22 protein-coding genes are annotated in these 25,610 nt (G+C 36.8%); all 22 read right to left on the reverse strand.

The window, feature by feature from the left end; translation table 11 throughout:
• Nucleotides 1-19: 19 nt before the first annotated feature.
• The 22 genes from ORQ98_RS29580 to gyrA all read right to left on the reverse strand — a co-directional run bounded on the left by ORQ98_RS29580 (nucleotide 20) and on the right by gyrA (nucleotide 25,363).
• Entirely contained in the window at nucleotides 20-181 is a 162-nt protein-coding gene (locus ORQ98_RS29580; protein WP_425347680.1) for an SPASM domain-containing protein, read from the reverse strand.
• A 339-nt stretch (nucleotides 182-520) separates the two neighbouring features.
• A complete protein-coding gene (locus ORQ98_RS09860; protein ID WP_274688637.1) occupies nucleotides 521-790 on the reverse strand; it encodes a radical SAM protein in 270 nt (89 codons plus the stop codon).
• 399 nt (nucleotides 791-1,189) lie between these two features.
• A complete protein-coding gene (locus ORQ98_RS09865) occupies nucleotides 1,190-2,008 on the reverse strand; it encodes a hypothetical protein (RefSeq protein WP_274688638.1) in 819 nt (272 codons plus the stop codon).
• A 368-nt stretch (nucleotides 2,009-2,376) separates the two neighbouring features.
• Nucleotides 2,377-3,441 (reverse strand): pseudaminic acid synthase, encoded by a 1,065-nt coding sequence (pseI, locus tag ORQ98_RS09870; protein WP_274688639.1) that lies wholly within the window; start codon nucleotides 3,439-3,441, stop codon nucleotides 2,377-2,379.
• A gap of 10 nt (nucleotides 3,442-3,451) precedes the next feature.
• A complete protein-coding gene (gene pseG, locus ORQ98_RS09875; RefSeq protein ID WP_274688640.1) occupies nucleotides 3,452-5,056 on the reverse strand; it encodes a UDP-2,4-diacetamido-2,4,6-trideoxy-beta-L-altropyranose hydrolase in 1,605 nt (534 codons plus the stop codon).
• Nucleotides 5,053-5,808, reverse strand: coding sequence for an imidazole glycerol phosphate synthase subunit HisF (hisF, locus tag ORQ98_RS09880; RefSeq protein ID WP_274688641.1), 756 nt, complete (start codon nucleotides 5,806-5,808; stop codon nucleotides 5,053-5,055). Before hisF ends, pseG begins: the two co-directional genes overlap by 4 nt.
• 3 nt (nucleotides 5,809-5,811) lie before the next feature.
• Complete coding sequence (gene hisH / locus ORQ98_RS09885; protein ID WP_274688642.1) at nucleotides 5,812-6,438, reverse strand: imidazole glycerol phosphate synthase subunit HisH; 627 nt, start codon at nucleotides 6,436-6,438, stop codon at nucleotides 5,812-5,814.
• Entirely contained in the window at nucleotides 6,435-7,577 is a 1,143-nt protein-coding gene (locus tag ORQ98_RS09890; RefSeq protein WP_274688762.1) for an N-acetyl sugar amidotransferase, read from the reverse strand. Before ORQ98_RS09890 ends, hisH begins: the two co-directional genes overlap by 4 nt.
• A 2-nt stretch (nucleotides 7,578-7,579) precedes the next feature.
• Nucleotides 7,580-8,206, reverse strand: coding sequence for a pseudaminic acid biosynthesis-associated methylase (locus tag ORQ98_RS09895; RefSeq protein WP_274688643.1), 627 nt, complete (start codon nucleotides 8,204-8,206; stop codon nucleotides 7,580-7,582).
• 22 nt (nucleotides 8,207-8,228) lie between these two features.
• A complete protein-coding gene (gene pseF, locus ORQ98_RS09900; protein ID WP_274688644.1) occupies nucleotides 8,229-8,918 on the reverse strand; it encodes a pseudaminic acid cytidylyltransferase in 690 nt (229 codons plus the stop codon).
• On the reverse strand, nucleotides 8,915-10,072 hold the full coding sequence (pseC, locus tag ORQ98_RS09905; protein ID WP_274688645.1) for a UDP-4-amino-4,6-dideoxy-N-acetyl-beta-L-altrosamine transaminase: 1,158 nt from the start codon (nucleotides 10,070-10,072) through the stop codon (nucleotides 8,915-8,917). The genes pseF and pseC overlap by 4 nt, the downstream gene beginning before the upstream one ends.
• Nucleotides 10,073-10,099: 27 nt before the next feature.
• A complete protein-coding gene (gene pseB, locus ORQ98_RS09910) occupies nucleotides 10,100-11,104 on the reverse strand; it encodes a UDP-N-acetylglucosamine 4,6-dehydratase (inverting) (RefSeq protein ID WP_274688646.1) in 1,005 nt (334 codons plus the stop codon).
• A 50-nt stretch (nucleotides 11,105-11,154) separates the two neighbouring features.
• The gene (locus tag ORQ98_RS09915; RefSeq protein ID WP_274688647.1) at nucleotides 11,155-12,216 is read right to left on the reverse strand and encodes a Wzz/FepE/Etk N-terminal domain-containing protein; all 1,062 of its coding nucleotides are present in this window, start codon (nucleotides 12,214-12,216) and stop codon (nucleotides 11,155-11,157) included.
• Nucleotides 12,217-12,589: 373 nt separating this feature from the next.
• Nucleotides 12,590-13,777, reverse strand: a complete 1,188-nt coding sequence (gene lapB / locus ORQ98_RS09920) for a lipopolysaccharide assembly protein LapB (RefSeq protein WP_274688648.1) — start codon at nucleotides 13,775-13,777, stop codon at nucleotides 12,590-12,592.
• A 10-nt stretch (nucleotides 13,778-13,787) separates the two neighbouring features.
• A complete protein-coding gene (locus tag ORQ98_RS09925; RefSeq protein ID WP_274688649.1) occupies nucleotides 13,788-14,096 on the reverse strand; it encodes a LapA family protein in 309 nt (102 codons plus the stop codon).
• Nucleotides 14,097-14,395: 299 nt separating this feature from the next.
• Nucleotides 14,396-16,078 (reverse strand): 30S ribosomal protein S1, encoded by a 1,683-nt coding sequence (rpsA, locus tag ORQ98_RS09930; RefSeq protein WP_274688650.1) that lies wholly within the window; start codon nucleotides 16,076-16,078, stop codon nucleotides 14,396-14,398.
• A gap of 181 nt (nucleotides 16,079-16,259) precedes the next feature.
• Entirely contained in the window at nucleotides 16,260-16,955 is a 696-nt protein-coding gene (gene cmk / locus ORQ98_RS09935) for a (d)CMP kinase (RefSeq protein ID WP_274688651.1), read from the reverse strand.
• A 3-nt stretch (nucleotides 16,956-16,958) separates the two neighbouring features.
• Nucleotides 16,959-19,181, reverse strand: a complete 2,223-nt coding sequence (locus tag ORQ98_RS09940) for a bifunctional prephenate dehydrogenase/3-phosphoshikimate 1-carboxyvinyltransferase (RefSeq protein ID WP_274688652.1) — start codon at nucleotides 19,179-19,181, stop codon at nucleotides 16,959-16,961.
• An 84-nt stretch (nucleotides 19,182-19,265) separates the two neighbouring features.
• Complete coding sequence (hisC, locus tag ORQ98_RS09945) at nucleotides 19,266-20,375, reverse strand: histidinol-phosphate transaminase (RefSeq protein WP_274688653.1); 1,110 nt, start codon at nucleotides 20,373-20,375, stop codon at nucleotides 19,266-19,268.
• A 51-nt stretch (nucleotides 20,376-20,426) separates the two neighbouring features.
• Nucleotides 20,427-21,521: a prephenate dehydratase gene (gene pheA, locus ORQ98_RS09950; RefSeq protein ID WP_274688654.1), complete on the reverse strand. Its 1,095-nt coding sequence runs from the start codon at nucleotides 21,519-21,521 to the stop codon at nucleotides 20,427-20,429.
• 5 nt (nucleotides 21,522-21,526) lie between these two features.
• Nucleotides 21,527-22,609 (reverse strand): 3-phosphoserine/phosphohydroxythreonine transaminase, encoded by a 1,083-nt coding sequence (gene serC, locus ORQ98_RS09955; protein WP_274688655.1) that lies wholly within the window; start codon nucleotides 22,607-22,609, stop codon nucleotides 21,527-21,529.
• A 123-nt stretch (nucleotides 22,610-22,732) separates the two neighbouring features.
• Complete coding sequence (gyrA, locus tag ORQ98_RS09960) at nucleotides 22,733-25,363, reverse strand: DNA gyrase subunit A (RefSeq protein ID WP_274688656.1); 2,631 nt, start codon at nucleotides 25,361-25,363, stop codon at nucleotides 22,733-22,735.
• Nucleotides 25,364-25,610 lie beyond the last annotated feature (247 nt).

Raw genomic sequence — 25,610 nt, forward strand, 5'->3', positions numbered from 1 at the left:
TCGAACAAACTGAAATGTATTATCTTGTCATTATTGAATGTTGTAAATTTTTATACTTTTGACTATTCCATATATTAGCCAGTGGTAGGTCCTTAATATTATCCATCACCTGGTTACTGCTAAGATCATAGTAACAAGGGACAACTGCACCATCTGCTAGAACTATAATGGTATTAATAATATGACCACATTCATCTAAATCAGGTCACTCGTTTTTAATATGTCATATTTAGTACTTTTTATATGAGGCCATTGAACAGCATACATTGGTTTAAAACCATCTAAACCGAGGCCATCAAATTCTTTTTTAATAGAGTCCGGTACGGGCCCAGCATCATTATTGGTAACTTGACCAAGCTCTCTTAAAATTTGATCGTAGCAATATATACTTCTAGTCTTGTTGTTAAGCAAATTGATTTTAATTCAAGTAAATATTGTTAATAACACAACGAGTATTACTTTTTTTCGAATAAGCTGAGTCTCTATAGTTGAAATTCCGCTTAACGAAAACTCAATAATATCAATCACTCTGCCAATCATTTCCTCGGAGTTTTTTTGTTAACACCATCCCATTAGAAACTGTCTTAATAAAAAAGAAATCATCACTAGCTCTTATTTCAGAAACCATTTTATGAAAATTTCGATTCAATAGTGGTTCGCCACCATGATATAAAACTATAACCTTAATTAAATTTTTATGCACTCGTAGTTCTTCTAATACCCTATCAAATACCTTATCGCTCATTAATCCACGTTGAATGTCTACTGTTGTTGTGGGCAATGTATGCATGCCAAGTTACACTGACTTGCAGGCTCTACTCTCAATACACGCGGAAAAGGAATATTCTCCTTATTGTCAACTATCATAACCCAATCCTTGATTACAAAATATTCATCCGATATCAATTTATAATATTCCTTCCAAACACTATAAAATATAGAGTATTGAAAGAAGTATTAATTGATAATTATCACTGGAATAATGATATCGAAGTGCTCGAAGCAAATATTCCAAGTAATTGACTATTTGTCCCATTTACCATAAATTTATAGTTGTTACATCAAGCTAACTCAATCGGACTCCAATAGCATATATTCTCCATTCAGCGACGTAGTTTTTCTTTTTCTATCTTCTGAAGAGATGATTCATCTAACTATCTTTTGAGATCTTTTTTTTGGGTTACTAACTTTAACTAGGAGATACTAATTTTTTTGATAGAGTAGGAGTAATAAACGAAGTGCGTGAGCGACTCACTTCATATTTAAAATCAATAATACCTACAATACATACTAATAAATAGTATAATAATGCTATTGATAAAATCGATAGTACTCCTGGTAAATCACTTATTGCTGGTTTCATAATAAAAACCAAAACCAAACATTTTATATATCCAACTTTTTTTTCTAACGACTGAATATACAAATATGCTGGTAAAAATGATAGAAAAACAATGATAGGACCAAAGATTATCCCACCTAACAAATATCCAGATAAAATCACCCCGGGGCTTGCTCCTCCACCTTTTTCTCCGTACAGCTTATAATACAAATACTCAGAGTAGGACTTGTATTCCCAATTACTATCTATATTTAATAGTTTATTTAATACATAATTTGCTTGATCATAAATAATATTCCAATTTTCAACTATTCCTCCAAGTTTATTGGGTTCCATTATTGCAGTAAATAGTTGCTCTGTACTAATTAAAAATCTACCTATCACCCATAAAGCAAATGTATATAAATTAATATTTTTTATATTTCCAAATTTAACTGCCAATGCATAAACAAGCAGTATTAAAGAGATCATAGCTGTAAAGAACAATGCTTTCTTACCTTTAATTACTACTATAAAGCAAAATATTGTCAGTGCTGATGCTAGTCCATCTATAGTTAAAACCCAAGAGGCAATCCATACATAAAATATAAATTTATTATGATAGCAATCATTGCTCTCTATTTTATACTTTTCTTTAATTGCTATTAAGCCATATAAATAATTCACTATATTATATAGAATGAATAACAATATATTATTATGAACACCTCCTTCTAAATATCTAATATTTTTACTTATAGTCAGAATATATATTATGTTAATCACTATTGCTGATAGCAATATATATCTAATATGATTTCTTTTTACGATTTTTATTCTATAAAAATTAGGAATAATTTTAAAAAAAAACCAGCTTAATGTTACATATAGAAGGATTATGATGATGATTTCGATTACTGACCATACTTCCTTTTCTGATGTATAATAGGGATGGCCTGTTTCTATATCAAGATAACTAGAAAATATATACAGTATATTTATAAACAATATTACTATAAAAAATCTAGAATAATTATTTAAATAAACCATTAAAATTATTCAAATATAACTCTATTTTTAGTTGCTGGTGTATTTTTTTCTATATCACAAGCAACTTTTTTGCCAATAATCTTACTGAAAAACTTAGGGGCTAATCCATAACCTGGTCGTACACAACGAATACTGTCAGGTGTTATTTTATCTCCTTTTCTCATTTCCTTTACAAAATAAATAGATCGCCTAAATTTGATATTATCTTGCTCACTATGTTTTATACTGTAGTCAACACAACCTATAGAATTCCAAGCCTTTTTAGTGTTCATACAGAGTTCTGCTAACTCTTCAGGTTCAATTGAAAAACTATCATCAGGCCCACCTCCATTACGATCAAGCGTAACATGCTTTTCTACTATTGATGCTCCCATTGCAATACTAGCAATTGCAGTAATACTATCAGAAGTATGATCTGATAAGCCCGTCACCAATCCAAATTTATTAATCATATCCGGAACAACCGATAAATTATAATCTTCTGCTGGTGCAGGATATCCACTTACACAATGTAAAATAGCAAGTTCTTTACAACCACCTTCGTAAGCGGTAGTAATAGCTTCTTGTATTTCATTTATATTTGCCATACCAGTTGAAATTATCATTGGTTTTCCAGTACCAGCAATATACTTTACTAATGCTAAATCAATGACTTCAAAAGAAGCTATTTTATATGCGGGTGTATTCAAGTCCTCTAATAAGTCAACAGCACTCTGATCAAATGGAGAGCTGAATATCGTTATTCCTAAATCACTGGCATGTTCAAACAGCGGCTTATGCCAATCCCATGGCATATGAGCTGATTTATATAATTCATACAAAGTCTGGCCTGCCCATAGCCCATCTTTAATAATAAAATCTTCTGAATCACAATTCAAAGTAATGGTATCGGCTGTATAGCTTTGTAGTTTTACTGCGTCAGCGCCAGAATATTTTGCTGCTTCAATTATTTTAAATGCATTTTCAATTTTACCATTGTGATTTGCAGACAACTCTGCAATTATATAGGGTAAATAGTCTCTTCCTATTTTTCTATTATTAATACAAATATATGGATTTTTATTTTTCATAATATATTTATTATATTGTGTATTTTATATACATTGATTCTCGAATCTTTTTATACCCTGATTTTTCAAATAATTTTTGAGAAGCTATATTTTTTTTTGATACATATGCCATGATTGTTGATTTTGGAATTAAGCTTTCAATCTTAGAAATTGCGATACTAGCTAATCCTTTACCATATTGATCATCACTAACATAAACAGATATCTCATATAATTGATTTTTTATATCAATATTTAAATATTCAGTTTTTTCAATGGAATCTAATCTGACTACACCTGATGGCGTTTCTTTATGTAGAATAATGTAAAAATAATTATTTGTTTCTTTTATCTTATTTTCAAACCAAATAGAATGCTCTTCATAGTCTGGTATATCTGGATTACGAGAATATTTTCTTGTACTCGGTAATGTTTGCCAGCTATAGATTAGTTCTTTATCCTTTATTGTGACTGGTCGTATCTTAATATATTTATTATCTTTCGATTTTCTAGGTAGCAAAAAATTTATTATTCTACTTACCCCAATTCCATCACATAGTTTTGATGCAATTAACCCATTTTCCTTCAACTTTGATACGTCGCTTATAAGTTTATATAATTCATCTTTATGAAAATCAGATATTTCTGTAGAATATGATAAAATATCAGCGGCATCTATAGAAACCAATTTTTTAGCATTATTCAATTGATTTTCAGCACAAACTACTAGTATTGATGGTATACCTAAACAACAGCGCTCCCATGCAGAACTACCAACTCCTCCTATTGCTAAGTCAGCATTTGACATAATTTCAGCCATATTACCTATATCAGAATATATATTTATATTATAAGGAAGCGATTGACTTAGTTGTTTAATTTTTTTATAAGATTTTGAATCCCGACCTATAACTATATCTATACTCTTTATCGTTGTATCTTCAATTTTACCCAGGAGTTCTAGTATTTTTCTCGTAATAAAGTCAGGATCAACTCCTCCAAAATTAATTAGAATATTGTTAATACTATCTTTAGATCTACGTCTTTTTATTGACTTTTCTCTATAATCTATAAATTCGGAACGTAAAATCACATAGTCACTTCCTAAAAGGAAGGAACAAGTTTTAGGAACCAAATTTAAATATTTTTTTTCTGTACAACCTAATGTTTGATCTATAAGTAAATTACAATAGTGAGTTCTATTAGCAAGATCATCAATTACTACCAAATAATTAACATGCTGAGATATCATTTTCTCCCAACGAAAGTCAATACTATATGAGTCAACAACAACAATTTCAACGTCACCAATATCTTTTAAATATAGAATACTACTATTAAAATCTTGCTTCCAAGATATATCTAACCATTCGTTATACGGAAACGATACCATCTTAGCATTTTTTATTTTTCTTTTTGAAAAGCTCTCAATGTAGCTAATACTTAATTTTGTTGTAATTAACTTTAAGTGATAGCCTTTTTGTATAATTTTTTTTGTTAGGTTATCGGGAATAACTCGACAAAAAAAATATATACTAGCCCCTAGTTCTTCGAAATGTCTAGCCAATGTCAAACATCTCATAATATGTCCAAATCCAATTTTGTTGGATGCATCAGCACGAAATACTACGTTCACCTTCTTACATTTATTCCTTTAGTATATAAATACTCTTTTATTTCTTGAGGTGTTTGTTCTGTAAAATGAAAAATACTCGCAGCAGCAATAGCTGAAGCCTCTCCTTTTTTTATTACCTCATATATATCTTGAGCACAACCCGCGCCACCAGAAGCAATGACTGGTATATTTACTAAACTAGTTACTTCACTAACAATCTCATAATCAAAACCATCCATCCTTCCATCTTTATCAACAGAGGTTAATAGTATTTCTCCAGCACCCATATTTTCAACAGTTTTTGCCCATTGTGTAACCTCAATAGGCTCAATTTTAGTACCAGCATGACTGACACAAAGGGGTTTGCCATTTACTCGTTTAAAATCAATGCTTGCTACAATACACTGAGAGCCAAATATTTTAGCTCCTTCTTCTATTATATTATTATTTTTATAATTTTCTGTATTAATAGTAACTTTATCTGCACCAGCTAACAGAATATTTTTTATATCTACTGCTTTTTTTATTCCTCCCCCAACTGTAAAAGGAACAAATACTTCCTTTGAAATATCTTTAATAGTTTCTACATCAGCTAATCGATTCTGTTCTGTTGCAGTAATATCTAAAAAAATTAATTCATCTACATCTCTTACTGAATACACTTTTATTGAAGGAAGTAATGCCCCAACTCTTCTGTTTGAGTTAAAAGAAATTCCTTTAACTAAACTAAAGTCTTTCCATAACAAAGTTGGCATAATACGAACTTTTAGCACAACTTATTTTATCTCCAAAAAATTAGTTAATATATTAATTCCATTTTTTGAGCTCTTTTCTGGATGAAATTGAACTCCGTAAACATTATCTTTACTGACTGCTGAACAAAAGCCCCCACAATACTCTGTAGTGGACACTATATGCTTTTCTGACTCAGGTTCAAAATGATAGCTATGAACAAAATAGAAGTCTGTATTATTTTTAATATTTGAAAAAATATCTGATTTACTAGCAAACTGGACTTCACTCCAACCTACATGGGGAACTCTTTCTTTATTACACTTCGGCTTTAATTTTTTTACTTCTCCAGGTATATAATCCAAACCTTTTATTTTATCTTCAAGCACTCCTTCTTCACTTGTTGAAGCAAGTAGTTGCATGCCTAAACAAATTCCTAGCAAAGGAACTTGATATTTAATGACTTCATCTTCTAAAGCTTCAACCCAACCATTTTCTTTTAAACTGATCATTGCTACAGAAAATGCCCCAACGCCAGGTAATATTACATGGGATGCTTTTAAAAGATCAGATACGTCATTAGAAATAAAAATTTCATAACCACATCTTTCTATAGCAGACTTGACTGAGGTCAGATTTCCAACCCCATAGTCTATGATCATAGGTTTCATATATTATCATAATTCATTTTTATTAAATTGCCCTCATTATCTTTTACTAAGATACCTCTTCTATCTATTTTAAATATTTTTTTATTTGTAAACTGATCACAAATTTCAATAAATTGATCAAGCGATATATTTAATGGTTTTAGTATATCTTCAAGTGACTTACCTAGATAAGTCCAAGGAAATTTACCATCATTTTTTTGGACAATCTGAAGTCCATCTTCTCTACTAACTCTTCCTCGTCTTATATGTAAACATATTATATCTGTTGCTCGTCCAAAACCAAATTTCAAATATTTAAAATAATCATGAATACCTGTTTGATAATTATCAAGATTTTCATAGTTCACAACGGAACCTTCAACAACCTGGTGAAGTGTTTCAAAACCATATGCTTGAGCCAATAAAGCATTACTATATCCATCCCATGGGATGTAATATCCGAGAAATAGTCCTGTCACACCTACTGCTGTTAGCTCTTCGTTACTTGGATAGGTATAAGCAACCAAGTGTTTTTGTTCTATTCCATCTATACCTACAACATCACTAACCCTTAATCCTAGAAGTCCACCAAACTCTTCCAACCAGCTTCTATCCAGTGTATTATTCTCAACAGCAGAAGCGGGTCCACCGTATTCATTTTGTGAATTCTCGCCCCAAATTATCAGAGGGACATTATATTGTACAGCTGCTCTTACAGGTATTGTAAAAATACCTACATGTTCTGGCCATGAAATATCACCTACTTGAGTTAAACCTATATGATTTAATTTTCTTCTAATAATAGGATTAGGTGAAAACTCAACATAATCAACACCAAGATTTTTGATATTTTCAATATTACGTCTACCAATGTCTGATAAATCACAGGTAGTCGATGTTACACAAAGAGGATTAACTCCTAGTTTAAGTAACTGAATTACCTGATAAGTACTATCTTTTCCACCACTTACAGGTATAATACAATCCCATTTGTTATTATTTTTGTATTTATCAATAATTTGTATTAACTCTTTCTTTCTTTGATCCCAATCTATTCTTTCACGGGTATCATAGTTAATGCACGCATTGCATATTCCTTCATTGAATAACAAATCAGGTTTTGTATCTGGCATTAAGCACTTTGTACAATATTTTATCACTTTCAAATCTCATGTTTTTTTAGCAAAAACCAAGTTATATCGTCCTGAGGATAATTACTATCTCTATGGTAGCAAAAACCATAATCCACTAACTCTAGATCTGAAAAACGATCCAACATTTCACTAGCAAAATCTCTTTTAAAAAGTCTTTCATTATGACCTCTATAAGATAATGAGACTGGAGTAGGATTATAGTATTCACAAATGCATATATATTTTTTACTAAAATAGTATAACTTATCGTACACTTTACTTAAATATTCTGGGTTCATATGTATCAGAACACCTTTTGTAAGGCAAAAATCAAACTTTTCCTTACTTTCATAGTCTAAAATTGACCCTTCTAAAACTTCAGCTTTCTTCCAAGATTTTAATTTTTCAACTGCCGAGTGATTTATTTCTATTCCTATTAATCTAATATTATTGGTTAGTTGATCTATAGCTTTTAAATTCAAACCTATATTACAGCCGAACTCAACTACAGATGTAACTTGCTTAGTTTTACTTAAAATTTTTGAAAACAATGAAATATTACTTGATAAATATTTATTTTCATCATTTCTAGTAATATATTTATCACCAAACTCACCAAACCAAAAATCTTCTTGTTCTGTCTTAAATGCTGTCATGGCTACCTACATAAACTATAAATTATACATTATTTATCAATTTATATTTAAATTCAGCTTCAACCCAGTCATCTTCTGTATCAATGTCTTGAACCTGATTTCTTGGTAATATTATAGGGACTGTAGATTCAGAAAAAATTGGTTTTTTTTCTAAAAAAGCATCACTTTTCCCCCAATAGAGTTGCCCAGCATCATGATATGTCTTTATCAGATCCTGTGAACGCGTTTGGTAATGATCTGGTTGAATCATTTTAATTCGACCTTGTTCAGTAATTTTTATTGCCCGTTGAATAGGAAACGAAAAATCTGTAACTGTTATTGCATAATCACTGTTACTATTTTTTAAATTTATTAAACCTTTATATATTATTTCACCAGTAACAAAAGGAGCTGTTGCATATATACAGCACACATTATCAAAAAACTGATTTTTTTCTTTATAAAATTCTACTGCATGCTTAATCACTGAAATTGTGTCTGCATAATCATCTGAAATATATTCCGGCCTTGCAAATGGTATTTCAGCTCCTGCAGCTCGCGCCACATTTGCTATTTCTTCACTGTCAGTTGAAACAATCACTTTTTCAAAACAGTTACTTACTTGTGCTGCTTCAATTGAATAGGCAATTATTGGCTTCCCACAAAATATTTTTATATTTTTATTTTTTATACGTTTACTACCACCTCTGGCTGGAATGATTGCAATATTCAATCTAAAATGTCCTGTAATGTTTTTACAACCTTATTTTGCTGTTCTTGACTCATATAGTGAAAAATAGGTAAACTAATTGCGTTTTCGTAATATGCTTCAGCAGAGGGAAAGTCACCTTTCTTAAACCCCTTCATTTTATAAAAAGGCTGTGTGTGAATCGGTATATAGTGAACATTAACTCCAATACCTTTCACTCGAAGCCTTTCAAATATTTCTCGATAGGTTAGATCCGTTTTATTTAGCTCTATACGAATAACGTATAAATGAAAACTAGAGTAATTATTTTTTAGTATATATTGTGGTGAAACTGGCAACGAATCTAACATAACTTTATATCTTGTTGCTAGCTTATTCCTATCTTCCACAAATTCATCTAGTCGACCTAACTGACTTAAACCAAGTGCAGCTTGTATATCTGTCATCCTATAGTTAAAACCAAGTGATATTTGTTGGTAATACCATGGCCCATCAGACTCGTGTGTCATCTGTTCTGTATCACGAGTAATTCCATGATTTCGTAGTAAAATCATTTTCTCGGCTAGATCTGAGCAAGCTGTTACTGCCATGCCACCTTCAGCCGTAGTAATAATTTTAACTGGATGAAAGCTAAATATTGTAATATCACTGTATTTACAACTTCCTATAGGGTTTCCTTGATAATACCCCCCAATGGCATGTGAAGCATCCTCAACAATATGAAAACCAAACCGTTTACTTAATTGGTAAATTACCTCCATATCACAAGATGTACCGCACATATGAACAGGAATTATAACCTTTGGAATTTTCCCCTCTAACTCAGCCTCTTGTAGTTTTTTTTCTAATTTTATATGACATATATTAAATGTTTTTGGATCAATATCAATGAAGTCAACTGATGCACCACAATACAAAGCACAGTTTGCTGATGCTACAAAAGTAATGGGTGATGTCCAGACAACATCTCCTTTTCCAACATTTAAAGCTAAACATGCTAAATGTAATGCAGAAGTAGCGCTATTTACAGCAACAGCGTGATTTACATCTACTTTCTCTGCAATAGCACATTCAAATAAAGGAACCATTGGCCCCTGCGTAAGAAAATCAGATTTTAGTACTTTAACTACAGAGTCAATATCACTTTGATTAATAGTCTGTTTACCATAAGGTATCATATTAGCCCTTTTATCGTGATTATACCCTTAGTATATCCCCGCCATTTTATTAAACTCTATTATTTCTTCTATAGATAAAAATTTTTCATTTGTTCCAGAGTTATACTCAAAGCCTTGTTTCACAGGAAGTCCTTTTTCACCACACTCATTAATTTTAAATCCATTTACTCTTCCTGTGAATTTTATTGTAGGGCGTAATACGTAATGGTCTTCAAATTCAAGTGTTAAATGAGAATCATCAGCAGGACACATAATTTCATGTAATTTTTCACCTGGTCTGACCCCAATAATTTTATGCTCTATATTTGGTGCCATTGCTTTGGCTAAATCACTAATCCGTATAGAAGGAATTTTTGGTACAAAAATCTCACCACCATTCATTCGTTCAAAATTCTTTAAAACAAAATCAACACCTTGTTGTAACGTAATCCAAAATCTAGTCATTCTATGGTCAGTAATTGGAAGTGCTTTTACCTCTTGTTGTATTAACTTCTTAAACAATGGAACTACAGATCCTCGAGACCCAACTACATTCCCATATCTAACTACACTGAATCGTGTTTTATGTCTACCTGCCATATTATTTGCTGCTACAAATAATTTATCAGAAGCAAGTTTTGTTGCACCATATAGGTTGATAGGATGAGCAGCTTTATCCGTTGAAAGTGCTATTACTTTTTCAACATTATTTTCTAGAACAGCATTAATTACATTTTCAGCCCCATGAATATTTGTTTTTATACACTCAACCGGGTTATATTCTGCTGCGGGGACTTGTTTTAACGCTGCTGCATGGATCACAAAATTGACTCCCCTCATTGCTTGCTTTAAGCGTTCTTTGTCACGGACATCTCCAATAAAATAACGCATACAGGGATCATTATACTGCTGCTCCATCTCATACTGTTTAAGCTCATCTCTTGAAAAAACAATTAGCCTGTTAGGTTGATAACGTTCAATAATTGTTTTAACATATTTTTTTCCAAATGAACCGGTTCCCCCAGTGATAAGTATATCTTTATCATTAAACATATTATTCTCACAATTGTACTAACATTACTTATAGCAAAGTATATTTATTATTATCTATTTTTTGTTTTTTCTATTACAATCATGAATTTAACTAAAACAATAAATAAACCAATTATTACTCCAACCCCAACAAACAATAGAATCAATGTTATTTTATTTGGCTGTAGCTCTTCATTTGATCTATATGCTTTCTGTATCCAATTAACTACTTGAATCTTGTCAGTATTGATTTTTTTATTTTTTAATAATGACAACTTGCTCTCTAATTCAATGATTTTTGGAAAAAATTTCTTTTCATTCTTTCTTTCCATCAATACTTTTTTTTCTGCTTCTAATGCATCATACCCTCTATAATATAATGGGTTGTTATTATTTATTTCAGCTTTTAGAATATTGCCAGTTCCTACTTCAGATTTATTATTTAGAAAATAAGGCTTATCTATTCCAATTTTCTTCGCTATTATAATTGCTTCGCTTAAATGCCCCATATTTAATTGTTTTTTTATATCATATGCAATTTTGTTTGATTTTATTTTTCCAGAAATTTTATCTATCTCGACTTCTAGCATTTTATCAAACTCATCAATAACTATTTCTCTTTCTTTATTCGCAACAAAGTTAATATAATTATTTAACAATATATGTCCTTCTACCCCTTTAGGATATTTAATGATATAATTAACTATTCGATTTGGCTCATTATTATTGTCAACTTCATTAATCAATTTCCATTTTCTTGCTATTTTTATCAACTCAAACTCAATATTATTTTCTGAATCTATTTTATACCCATTAAATACACTCTCATTTATTGTATAAAATTCCAATAAATATTTATTATTTTTTAATGCATTTTTTAGTGACAAGAATACATCTTCTGCTGTTACTTTATATATATTTTCTATTTCTAACTCTATTATTTGTGATTTTAGTGGCTCACTAATAATTACTTCTGCTTTATATATAGGAGTTCTAAATGATATATACACTAAACCAAATAATAAAGAAACTGCTATTGATATAAATACTGTATATTTATACTTATAAAATACTCCGATCAATTCTATAAGATCAACTTCTTTCTTTTGATGCAAATAACTTGGTACACTCATCTTTCACCTTTAACCAATTTTCCACGCTACCGCCACAATAACTTTCCTCCCGAAGTTATTTTTGGTTTTAACAACATTAAAAACAGGCAATTAGAATGAAAAATTAATGAAACTTCTCTATTAAAAGTAACTTGTGATGTGAATATAGCTTTGATCTTTTATTTAATCTTCAACTATCTCTACATCAGCTACTATTTATTTTCACTAAAATATAAGTCTATGTTTCTTGTTGTAGTTAATACATACTTCAAATGATCAACTATGAATCAAAATATAGTCTTATATTTATTACTCTAAATTTTTTTACTCATTGCGAGTACAGCGATATCATAATTTACAAGATATCTCTGTATTACTTTAGAAGACTGTAAATTCACTGCCCCTCAACACCATGAATGGGTTTAACTTCACCCCAGTGTTGACAGCTCGGACATTGCCAATGTAGTTCTTGACCTGAGAAGCCGCAGTTAATGCAGCGGTAGAGTGGCTTTCCATCGGAGAGTTTCCTTGTTAGTTCCCTTAACAATCCTAGATTCTTTTTTGACTTTCCCTCAGCGATACCAATATGGATATCAATTAGCTGATTTAAGCCTCTTAATGAAGGGCGTCTTGCAAGTTGTTCTGCTATAAACTTGCCAGCATCTTTAGCACCCTGTTTCATTTCTATTTCTTTTGCTAGTGATAAAACTATAGCTACTGACGGGTAATCCTTTAAACACTTCTGCAAGTAACTATTTACAGACTTTTGTACAGAGCCTGACTGTTCTAAGCGTAACTCTTCTAAAAGTGGAACAGACTCTGATATATAATTTGGGTCCTGATTATATATTTTTTGTAATGCCTTTAATGATTCTTTTAAATTCCCTTGACTGTATTCAAGCTTTCCTAAAACTAAGCTTGCTCGTACACACTGTTTGTTATACTTCAACGCTTGTTTTAAGTATTCCCTACCTTCAGTTGTATTAGACTTAGCTACTTGCTCTTCAGCTAACTCACAATAAAAGTGAGCGACCAAATTTGAGTAGCTGACCACATTATTCTTTAATAATTTCTTCCCAATTTCAATAGCTAAAAGCCATTCTTTTTCTTGCTGATAAATTGCAAGTAATAACTCTAGCGCTTCGACTTGAAAACCGGCATTGACTTCAACCAGTTGTGTCAGCAAACCCTCAGATCTGTCCAACAATCCAGCCGAGTAATAGTCTCGTGATAGCTCCAACTGAACCATTAAGGACTGCTTTTTAGTGAGGCTTGGCCGTGCTAATAGACTTTGATGAACCCTAATTGCTCGATCAACTTCACCTCGCTTACAAAACAACCTCCCTAATGCAATGCAAGTGTCGAATGTTTCTTGGCTATCTGGATTGGTTTCTAGTGCTTTAATAAAAGTATCAATTGCTTCATTAGTTTGCTCATTCAACAAGTAATTTAAGCCAATAAAATACTCTTTAGACAGCCGCTCCTTTGACTTTCTAACTTTTTTGCGCTTATCTCGACGCCCTAACCAAAACCCAATGGCAATTGCGCAAAAAAAACCAACCAAATAAACCGTATCGTTCAAAGATTAACCTTTATAGCGAGCTGGTGCGAAGCTTTTGAATTTCATCATCTCTACGCTTCAACTTTGACTTTAACTGCTTGTTTTTCAGTTGTAGTACAATAAGCAATACAGCCGCTGAGATTAGTCCCATCACCGCACCAACAATAAATACGACTATCAGTATTACTGACAGCTTGATCTGCTCTAACGAATAACCCAAAAAGCTGATGCTGATTTCTTGTTGGTTAGCGCCAATAAACTCGACCCCCGCTAGCAATAAAATAACAAATAACACTAGCCAGCCAGCCCACTTCAAGTAATTTAGTAATTTAACCAACATTTAGCTCTTGACCCACATAAGACCACATTATTAGTCAGAATTATAATGGCAAATAGGTAGCAGTAAAATGACAAATGCCGTATTTATCATAGCCTGTGTTTACTAATATGCCACTTGTCTTTATAGATTACATAAAAATGAGTTTGCTCAATTTTTTTAGCCATTTACTGCCATCGGACTAAAAATAGCTAACCAGTTCTTGATTAGCAAGTAAGCTCCTGATTATTAAGAAGATATAATAGTGTCACAAACAAAAAAGGCGACCTATTGGTCGCCTTTTTTATCGTAGCAAGGAGTTATTATTCTTTGCCACCATCCATTTGAGCTTTAATCAAGTCACCAATTGTAGTTGGACCTGAAGCTTCCAACTCTTGTTTACGCAACTCTTTTAATGCCGCTTTTTCATCCGCTTCATCTTTTGCCTTAATTGACAGACTGATTACACGGTTTTTACGGTCAATGCTAATGATTTTAGCATCAAGCTCTTCACCTTCTTTTAAGACATTAGTCGCATCTTCAATTCGATCACGGCTAATTTCAGAAGCTTTCAGAGTACCTTCTACTTCATTAGCTAAAGTGATAACCGCTGCTTTAGCAGTCACTTCTTTAATCACACCTTTTACGATAGAGCCTTTTTCATGCAGGCTTGCATAAGAAGCAAATGGATCTTCTTCAAGTTGCTTGACACCTAAGGAAATACGCTCACGCTCTGGATCGATAGACAGGATAACAGTCTCAATTTCTTCACCTTTCTTGTACTTACGAACGGCTTCTTCACCTGGCTCGCTCCAAGAAATATCAGACAAGTGCACCAAACCATCAATTGCACCTTCAAGACCAATAAAGATACCAAAGTCAGTGATTGACTTAATGTTACCTTTAACTTTGTCACCTTTGTTGTTCTTGGTAGAAAACTCTTCCCATGGGTTAACTTTACACTGCTTGATACCCAAGGAAATACGACGACGCTCTTCGTCGATATCTAGTACTTGAACTTCAACTTCATCACCCAATTGAACTACTTTTGATGGGTGGATGTTTTTGTTAGTCCAGTCCATTTCTGATACGTGAACTAAACCTTCAACACCTTCTTCAAGTTCAACGAAACAACCGTAGTCTGTTAAGTTAGTTACGCGGCCAGAGGTACGAGCACCTTCTGGGAAACGATTCTTAACAGCAACCCATGGATCTTCACCCAGCTGCTTAAGACCTAGTGAAACACGGTTGCGATCACGGTCGAATTTCAATACTTTAACCAGGATTTCGTCACCCACGTTGACGATTTCGCTAGGATGCTTAATGCGCTTCCAAGCCATATCAGTGATATGTAATAAGCCATCAACACCACCTAGGTCAACGAAAGCACCGTAGTCAGTCAGGTTCTTAACAATACCTTTAACTTCTTGGCCTTCTTGTAAAGACTCAAGTAATGCTTCACGCTCAGCACTGTTTTCTGCTTCCAGAACACTACGGCGAGAAACAACAACATTGTTGCGCTTCTGGTCCAGCTTGATCACCTTGAAATCAAGCTCTTTGCCTTCAAGGTGAGCTGTATCACGGACAGGTCTAACATCAACTAATGAGCCAGGTAGGAAGGCGCGAATGGTATTAATGTCAACCGTAAAGCCGCCTTTAACTTTGCCGTTAATAATACCTTTAACAATATTTTCTGCTTCGTAAGCTGCTTCCAGCTCAGTCCAGGCTTCTGCTCGCTTGGCTTTTTCACGGGATAATCGAGTCTCACCAAATCCATCTTCTACAGTGTCTAAAGCCACTTGGACTTCATCACCTACCTGAATGGCTAACTCACCGCTTTCATTAAGAAACTGCTCTTTAGGAATAACACCTTCAGACTTCAAGCCAGCATGGACTGTTACCCAGTCGCTATCAATATCAACCACGATTCCACTGATAATGGAACCTGGTTTCATGTCTAATTCTTTTAAACTTTCTTCAAATAGTTCGGCAAAGCTTTCGCTCATACTCATTCCTACATAGATCAATTGATAATGTCATCTGTATCTCCCAGCACAAAAAAATGGTTAGATAAACTGGATGACAAACCGCATTTCCAGCTAATACGGGGTAATTAAAAATATAAGGCGGTAGTAAGTATTGCTGGAATCCTTACTACCGCCCCCGGTAAAGCTATTGTATAAACCTTTACAAGCCCCTCGCTTCCACTTCAGCCATCACTTTTGTTACAACTTCAGTAACAGTCAGCCGCGACGTATCAATTATAATAGCGTCTTCTGCAGGCTTTAATGGAGCAGATACTCGCTTCATATCGCGCTCATCTCGAGCACAAATATCTTCTAAAATCTGATCAATGTTAGCACTAAAACCAGACTCTTTCAATTGCTTAAAGCGCCTTTCAGCACGAACCTCGGCTGATGCGGTGAGATAAATTTTTAACGGCGCCTTGGGAAATACAACTGTACCCATATCGCGCCCATCAGAGACCAAGCCTGGTGCTTCAGCAAAAGCCCGTTGACGCTCCAATAGTGCTTGTCTAACTTGCGTAATTGCCGCAACTTGTGATGCCAACAGGCTAATATCTTCAGCGCGTATTGCCCGCTCAACCCGCTCACCTTCTAAGATAATTTTTGCAGGCTCACTTTCTGTAGCAGCAACAAATTGCACATCCAAATGTGCAGCCAACACCTTTAAGTTATCCTCGTCTGCAAGGTCTACTCCATGAATTTGAGCAGCCAATGCAGTTAAACGGTATAAAGAACCACTATCTAATAAGTGCCAACCAAGTTGATTAGCTAACAGTGAAGCTATTGTGCCTTTTCCTGAGCCACTGGGCCCATCTATCGTTATGACAGGCACTTTGGTAAAAAACATATCTGTCATTAGTTAGCCTTCAACAGTCAGGTTAAAACCAGATGTTTGGGCCAACTCAATAAAGTTTGGAAAAGAGGTAGCCACATTTGCACAATCTTTTATCATGATTGCATCTTGTGCAACCAGTCCAGCCACAGCAAATGCCATTGCAATCCGATGATCACCCAAGCTATTCACCTCACCACCACTAATTGTTCCTCCAACAATTTCAATACCATCAGGCAGTGTTGTGGCGTTTACCCCTAAGGCTTGCAAACCATCAGCCATTGCTTGAATTCGATCACTTTCTTTGACTCTTAGCTCTTCAGCGCCACGCAGTATGGTTGTTCCATCTGCACAAGCAGCAGCAACAAACAATACTGGGAACTCATCAATTGCGAGTGGTACCTGATCTTGGGGTATTTCAATTCCCTTAAGTTTTGCATATTTCACTTGAATATCTGCAACAGGCTCACCACCCACCATCCGTTCATTTTTCAGGGTTAAATCAGCCCCCATAGCTTTTAAAATATTAATTACACCAATTCGAGTTGGGTTGATTCCAACATGTTCAAGCAGTAAGTCTGAATCCGGTGTTATGGAAGCAGCTACCATAAAAAACGCAGCTGAAGAAATATCAGAAGGCACTTCAATATCTGCCGCACACAGCTTGCCTCCACCTGATATACGAATGCTGTCGCCCGCCACTTCCACTGGGTAGCCAAAACCTTGCAGCATACGCTCAGTATGGTCTCGAGTCGGTGCAGGCTCAGTCACTTCTGTCACACCGTCAGCATACATACCAGCCAATAGCAAACAGGACTTAACCTGGGCACTGGCCATTGGCATATCATACTTAATACCTTTTAGCTGCTGGCCACCACTGATTTTTAACGGTGGGGTGCCACCCGCCTCTGTATTAATCACTGCCCCCATTGATCTGAGTGGCTTACCCACTCGCTCCATTGGCCGTTTTGATAAAGACTCATCCCCTGTCAAGGTGACATTAAAAGGCTGCGCTGCCATTAAACCAGCAAACAGTCGCATGGCCGTTCCAGAATTCCCTAAATACAGAGGGCCTGGCGCAGGCTTCAAGCCATGAAGCCCCACCCCATTAATCGTCACCTTACCTTGATGCGGACCTTCTATCACTACTCCCATATCACGAAATGCTTGCAAAGTAGCAAGGCTATCTTCGCCTTCTAAAAAACCACTGACTTGAGTTGTTCCCTCTGCAAGTGAGCCCAAAATAATCGAGCGGTGGGAAATGGACTTGTCTCCAGGTACACGGATAGTGCCAGTTACACAATTAGCTGGCTTTGAACAATAAACGAGACTTTGTTGCTTCATAGGTTCTAGATATGCTTTTCGTGCCAACACTTTAGAAAAATGCTCTCGGGCCACTTTAGCTCGAGTAAAAACACCTTTCATATATTGGCTGTTTCCTGTTTGAACGGCCACTTTCAGTTTTTCAAGGCCGTCAGTGAAATCATTGAGTGCTTGGAGAACGGCTGTTTTATTGGCTACAAAAATATCATGCCACATAGTGGGATCACTGGCAGCAATGCGAGTAAAATCTCTGAAGCCACCTGCCGCATAACGAAAAATTTCCTGATTATCTCGCTCAGTAGCCAAGGTATCAACCAGGGAAAATGCCAACAAATGAGGAAGATGACTAGTCACTGCTAGCACTTCATCATGTCGCTGAACATCCATCAATAAAACTTCTGCCCCCATCCTTTCCCACAGTGAAGAAACAACTGCCATTGCTTGCTTATTTGAAAAAGCATGGGGCGTTAAAATGACTTTATGATCTGCAAATAAATCTGCTTTAGCCGCCATCACCCCACTTTGCTCCGACCCCGCAATGGGATGCCCAGGAATATATTGAGGAAGCAGCTCACCAAAAACCTGCATCATCGCAGTCAACACATTATTTTTAACACTACCGACATCGGTGATTATTTTATCAGCAAGATCACAGTCTTTAATGGCTACAAAAATACTTTCCATACTCAAAATAGGCACAGCCAACACAATCAAGTCAGCTTGTGCAACTGCCACTGACAAATCAAGACAGTAGTCGTCAATAATATCTTTTGCTTTGGCTAATTTCAGTGCTTGATCATCACAGTCATAAGCAATCACCTGGCGGCATATTTGATTAGCTTTAGCGGCTTTGGCAACCGAGCCACCAATCAGGCCCAAACCAACAATGAGTACAACTGACTCTGATAGAGTTACGGATTTATTCATAAAATAAAGGGATAAAGCCAGCGCTTTGGCTGATAACTAAAGTTAAACTTACTAAATCAGTAAAAGAACCAACAAAAACAGATGTCAAGCAGCAACCAGCTGCTTAAGCACCGTTAACAGCCGCTGGTTTTCCTCAGGCAAGCCAATACTCACTCTTAAATGGTTGGGCATCTGATAATTTGCTACTGGGCGAACGATAACTCCCGCAGCCAACAACTGCTGATAAATAGTCTGGCTTTGTGTTCCCACTTCCACCGCAATAAAATTGCCTTTTGACGGGATATAGTTTAACCCCAGTTCAGAAAAACCAGACTCTAGTTGCGCCATACCTTGCTGGTTAATAGCAATTGAGTCAACCAAGTACTGATGGTCAGATAGCGCAGCCACGGCTGCGACAAGTGCCAGGCTATTTACATTAAATGCTTGACGAAGACGGTTCAAAATATCAGCAATAGCTGGTGATGAAAGGCTGTAACCCACCCTTAATCCTGCTAAACCATAGGCTTTTGAGAAAGTACGGGTAACCACCAAATTAGGATACTGGCTCAAGTAATCCAATCCATTTGGAAAATTAGGATCCTCAACATACTCTATGTAGGCTTCATCCAGTACTACAATCACCTGGTTTGGAATCATACCTAAAAAAGCCTCAAGCGCTTCTTTACTAAACCAAGTGCCCGTTGGATTATTAGGGTTAGCAACAAAAACTAGTTTGGTTTTATCCGTCACTGCATTGGCCATGGCTGTTAAGTCGTGCCCCCAGTTAACAGCAGGAACAACTACAGGTGTAGCCTCTACTGCTTTGGTTGCATGAGGGTAAACCACAAAGGCATACTCAGAAAAAATTACTTCATCGCCCGGCCCTGCAAATGCCCGAGCAATCAGCTCCAACACATCATTAGAACCATTACCCAGTGTAACTTGCTCTTGTTGAATACCATATTTTTCAGCGAGAGCATGCTTTAAAACAAAGCCATTACCATCAGGGTAACGGCTCAGTTCTGTAGCTGCAGATTCAATTGCCACCAATACTTTTGGCGATGGACCTAATGGGTTTTCATTACTGGCCAGTTTAATAATATTGGCAGACTCTAAGCCAAGCTCACGAGCTAACTCATCAATGGGCTTGCCTGGCTGGTAGGGTTGAATCGCACGCACCCCCAATCTGGTTAACACTTCCACATCACATACCATGAGTTCACTTCCTTAATTATGTTTATACGCTAGGTGAAGGGTATATCTGTTTTATAAAACTCCTTTTGGATAAGCCCCTAACACCTTCAGCTCAGATGCTCGGCTACCTACCTCAGTCAATACTTTACTTACATCATCATTATCAACATGCCCAATAAAGTCGATAAAAAAGACGTAATTCCAAGTGCCACTGGTTGAAGGACGAGTTTCCACTCGAGTTAAATCCACATTATGGGTATGGAATGGCTCAAGCAAGGCATGAAGTGCTCCTGGCTGATTACGCATAGCGACTACAATAGAGGTTTTATCATCACCGCTGGCAGGTACTGCTTGGTTACCAATAATTAAAAACCGAGTTGAGTTATCTGGGCGATCTTCTATTTTTTCTGAAATTTTTTCCAAACCATATAATTCTGCCGCCATATCTCCAGCAATTGCAGCAGAGTGCCACTCCGACTTAATTCGCTTAGCTGCTTCTGCATTACTGTTAACCGCTATTCGCTCTGCATGAGGATAATGAGAATCCAACCACTTACGACACTGGGCAAATGACTGAGCATGAGAATAAATACGAGAGATCTTGTCTTTTTTCGTCGTATCAGAAATAAGTAAATGATGATGAATTCTTAATTCAACTTCACCACATATTTGCAAAGGTGAGTCAATAAAGCTGTCTAGTGTGTGATTTATCACCCCTTCAGTGGAGTTTTCAACCGGCACTACACCATAATTAACGGCACCCGCTTCTACTTCTCGAAATACTTCATCAATAGCAGACATTGGAATACTAATAGCCGAGTGACCAAAATGCTTTAGGGCAGCGGCTTGAGTAAAGGTGCCTTCAGGACCTAAATAAGCCACTTTAACTGGTTGCTCCAAAGCCAAACAGGCAGACATAATTTCACGAAATAACCGAGCCATTTCTTCATCATTTAATGGCCCCTGGTTACTATCCATTACACTGCGTAATACTTGAGCCTCCCGTTCTGGTCGGTAAAAAAAAGCATCCGCATCAAATGTCTTCTTAACCTCAGCCACTTGCTGAGCACAATTAGCACGCTCACTAATCAAAGTTAAGATTTTATGATCAATATCATCTATTTTTTCACGCAATGCTTTTAAATTTTTTGCTGATTCTTCAGACATAATGGTTAACCACAACGTTGCTCAAAGTCTTTCATAAACTCAATGAGGGCATCAACAGCCTGCTCAGGGATTGCATTATAAAGGCTAGCGCGCATTCCGCCTACCAGTCGGTGGCCTTTTAAATTTAATAACTGGTTTGCTTCTGCTTCGACTAAAAACTGTTTATCCAGCTTATCATCAGCCAGGGTAAATGGAATATTCATCCAAGAGCGGCAGCTGACGTCTACGGGGTTCTGATAAAAACTGCTTTGATCAATAAATTGATAAAGCTTTTCTGCTTTACGCTGATTAAGTGCTTCCATTGCAGCTACCCCCCCTTGCTGTTTCAGCCATTTAAATACTAATCCTGCCAAATAAATTGCAAAGCTCGGCGGCGTATTTAACATAGACTGTTGCTTGGCAACTTGCTCATAATTCATTATCGAAGGTGTAATAGGCAATGCATTACCAAGCAGGGATTTTTTGACAATAACAACCACTAAACCCGCAGGCCCAATATTTTTCTGTGCTCCGGCATAAATTAAGCCAAATCGATTAACATCAATGGGCCTAGAAAGGATAGAGGATGACATATCCGCTACTAAGGGTACTTCACCTGTTTCTGGTACCCAGGCAAATTCAACACCATTAATAGTCTCGTTAGGGGTATAGTGGAGGTAAGCTGCTTGCGGGTGAAGTTGCCACTCAGCCATTTCAGGGATTTTGCTGTAGTTATTTTCTTTAGCAGAAGCAACAATATTTACCTTTCCATAACGAGCAGCTTCTTTACTCGCTTTTTGCGACCACACGCCAGTGTCCACATAATCCATTTGCTGCTTGCTACCCAGTAAATTCATTGGAATCGTTGCAAACTGAGCTGTTGCTCCACCTTGCATGAATAAAACCGCATAGTCATCAGGTATTGCCATTAACTCACGCAAGTCTTGCTCTGCTTCTTCGACCACAGTAACAAACTCAGGGCTGCGATGGCTCACCTCCATCACTGAAACCCCTCTTCCCTGCCAATCCAACAGTTCCTGTTGTGCCTGCGCCAAAACTGCCTCAGGCATCGTGGCTGGACCTGAGCAAAAATTAAAAGCACGGCTCATAAACGTATTACTCCTCAGCAGGTAAACACCCAAGCACTTTTTTGTTATTACCCAATTAACTTATGGTCAACTCAAATATAAAGGGCCAGAATGCCTGGCCCTTTATTTAATCGTAGTTAGCAGTTATTCATCGACTGCTGGCAAGTCATCTTCAGGGCTTGCCGCTTCATCAGTCGTATCAGCATCAATCACATCATCAGCGGCTTCATCATCCTCAATCACTTCTCCAGGCTCAGCGACTCGCTCAATACCCACCAAGTGCTCATCACCCGCTAGTTTAATTAAGCGAACACCCTGAGTATTTCGACTTAAAATCGAAATTTCATCTACTCGGGTTCTCACTAAAGTGCCTTGATCAGAGATCAGCATCATTTCATCACCGTCATCGACCAACGTGGCACCCACTAGCAAGCCATTCCGCTCATTGCTTTGCATGGCAATAACGCCCTGACCACCTCTACCATAAACAGGGAAGTCTTCCAGGCGGGTACGTTTACCATAACCATTTTCACTGGCCGTTAGTACTTGGCCAGTCTCGCCAGGAATAATCAATGAAATAACTTGCTGGCCTTCTTGCAGTTTAATTCCACGCACACCACGGGCAGTTCTGCCCATTGCTCGCACATCAGCTTCTTTAAAGCGAATGGCTTTACCCGCACTACTGAATAACATGGCATCTCTTTCACCATCAGTAATAGCAGCTGCCACTAGATGGTCATCATCATCTAGGTCTACTGCAATTAACCCTGAAGAGCGAGGGCGACTGAACTGCTCCAATGGCGTTTTCTTCACTGTACCTTTAGAGGTTGCCATAAAGACAAAGTGGCCATCGTTATACTCTTCAACTGGCAAAATAGTAGAAATCCGTTCACCTTCTTCTAGCGGCAAAATATTATTAACTGGACGACCACGGGAAGTACGGGTTGCTTGAGGAATTTCATACACTTTCAGCCAGTAGACTTTTCCTCTGGTTGAGAAGCACAGAATTTGGGTATGGGTGTTAGCCACTAACAAGTGCTCAATAAAGTCTTCATCTTTAACCCCACTGGCAGATTTACCTCGACCACCCCGTCGCTGTGCTTGATAAGTGTCTAGTGGTGTGGTTTTAGCGTAACCACCATGAGAAATTGTCACCACCATGTCTTCTTCGGTGATTAAATCCTCAACGGTTAAATCCTGGCGAGAGCTAGTGATCACCGTCCGGCGCTCATCACCATAATTTTCCTTGATCACTTCCAACTCTTCACGAATGACTTCCAACAAGCGCTCAGGACTGGCCAGAATCAAACCAAGTTCAGCAATCTTATCCAGCAACTGCTTGTACTCTTCCAGCAGCTTATCATGCTCAAGACCCGTCAACTTGTGCAAACGAAGGTCTAAAATAGCTTGGGCTTGAACAGGTGATAAGTAATAATGTCCATCACGCAAGCCGTATTGAGCTGGTAGTTCATCCGGACGACAGGAGTCAGCTCCAGCCTTATCCAACATGGACAATACCAATCCTGCCTGCCAAGGCGTATTAATTAATTTCTCTTTGGCCTCTGCTGGTGTAGGGGACTCTTTTATAAGTTGAATAACCGGATCAATATTGGATAGCGCAACCGCTTGTCCTTCTAAGATGTGGCCGCGCTCTCTGGCTTTACGCAGCTCATAGACTGTACGACGAGTAACAACTTCTCGACGATGACGAACAAAGGCTTCTAGAATTTCTTTCAGGTTTAACAGCTTCGGCTGGCCATCAACCAGCGCTACCATATTTATCCCAAATACCGACTCAAGCTGGGTTTGGGCATATAGATTATTTAAGATTACCTCACCTACTTCACCACGACGCAGCTCAATAACTACTCGCATACCATCTTTATCCGACTCATCACGGATTTCGGTGATACCTTCAATTTTTTTCTCTTTAACTAACTCTGCTATGCGCTCAATCAGTCGGGCTTTATTTAATTGGTAAGGAATTTCAGTGATGATAATGGTTTGTTTATTTTTCTTTTCATCAACTTCAATATCAGCTTTAGCCCGTACATAAATACGCCCCCGCCCCGTACGGTAAGCCTGTAAAATGCCCGCACGGCCATTAATGGTGGCTCCCGTAGGAAAGTCTGGGCCAGGGACATACTCCATTAAGCCATCAATATCTAGCTCTGGGTTTTCTATTAGCGCTAGGCAGGCATTAACCACTTCATTGAGGTTATGAGGTGGAATATTGGTCGCCATACCTACAGCAATACCTGACGAACCATTAACCAACAGGTTAGGAATCCGAGTAGGCATTACAACTGGAATCTGCTCAGAACCGTCATAGTTAGGTACAAAATCAACGGTTTCTTTTTCAAGATCCGCCATGATGTCATGGGAGATTTTTTCCATGCGAATTTCGGTATAACGCATGGCTGCTGCCGAGTCACCATCAACAGAACCAAAGTTCCCTTGCCCATCCACCAGGGTGTAGCGCATTGAAAAAGGCTGCGCTAATCGGACAATCGTGTCGTATACAGCAGAGTCACCATGAGGGTGGTATTTACCAATGACATCACCCACCACCCGAGCAGATTTTTTATACGGTTTGTTCCAGTCATTGCTTAGCTCGCCCATGGCAAATAACACACGGCGATGAACCGGCTTCAAGCCATCCCGAACATCTGGTAAGGCACGCCCCACAATTACACTCATCGCATAATCCAAATAGGACTGCTTCAGTTCATCTTCGATATTGACTGGAAGGACTTCTTTGGCAATTTCACCCATTATGGAATACGTTCCTTAATTTTGAATACAAGCTAAAAGCCAACTGCGCCTGTAACGACATAAGGATCAGGCATCGGCACTGTTTAGAAATAAGTATAAAAAGTCTTGGCTTGATAAATGACAAAACGGTTTTTCAACAATAAGAAATGGACGCCAAGTATACCTCAAATCGTAGCCGCTGTATATTCAATAGCAGCGGGCTAACTCTATGATTTGCAGACTTTTTATCGTTTCTTCAGAAGTGACT

The sequence above is a fragment of the Spartinivicinus poritis genome, from assembly GCF_028858535.1.
In the GTDB taxonomy this organism is placed as follows: Bacteria; Pseudomonadota; Gammaproteobacteria; order Pseudomonadales; family Zooshikellaceae; genus Spartinivicinus; species Spartinivicinus poritis.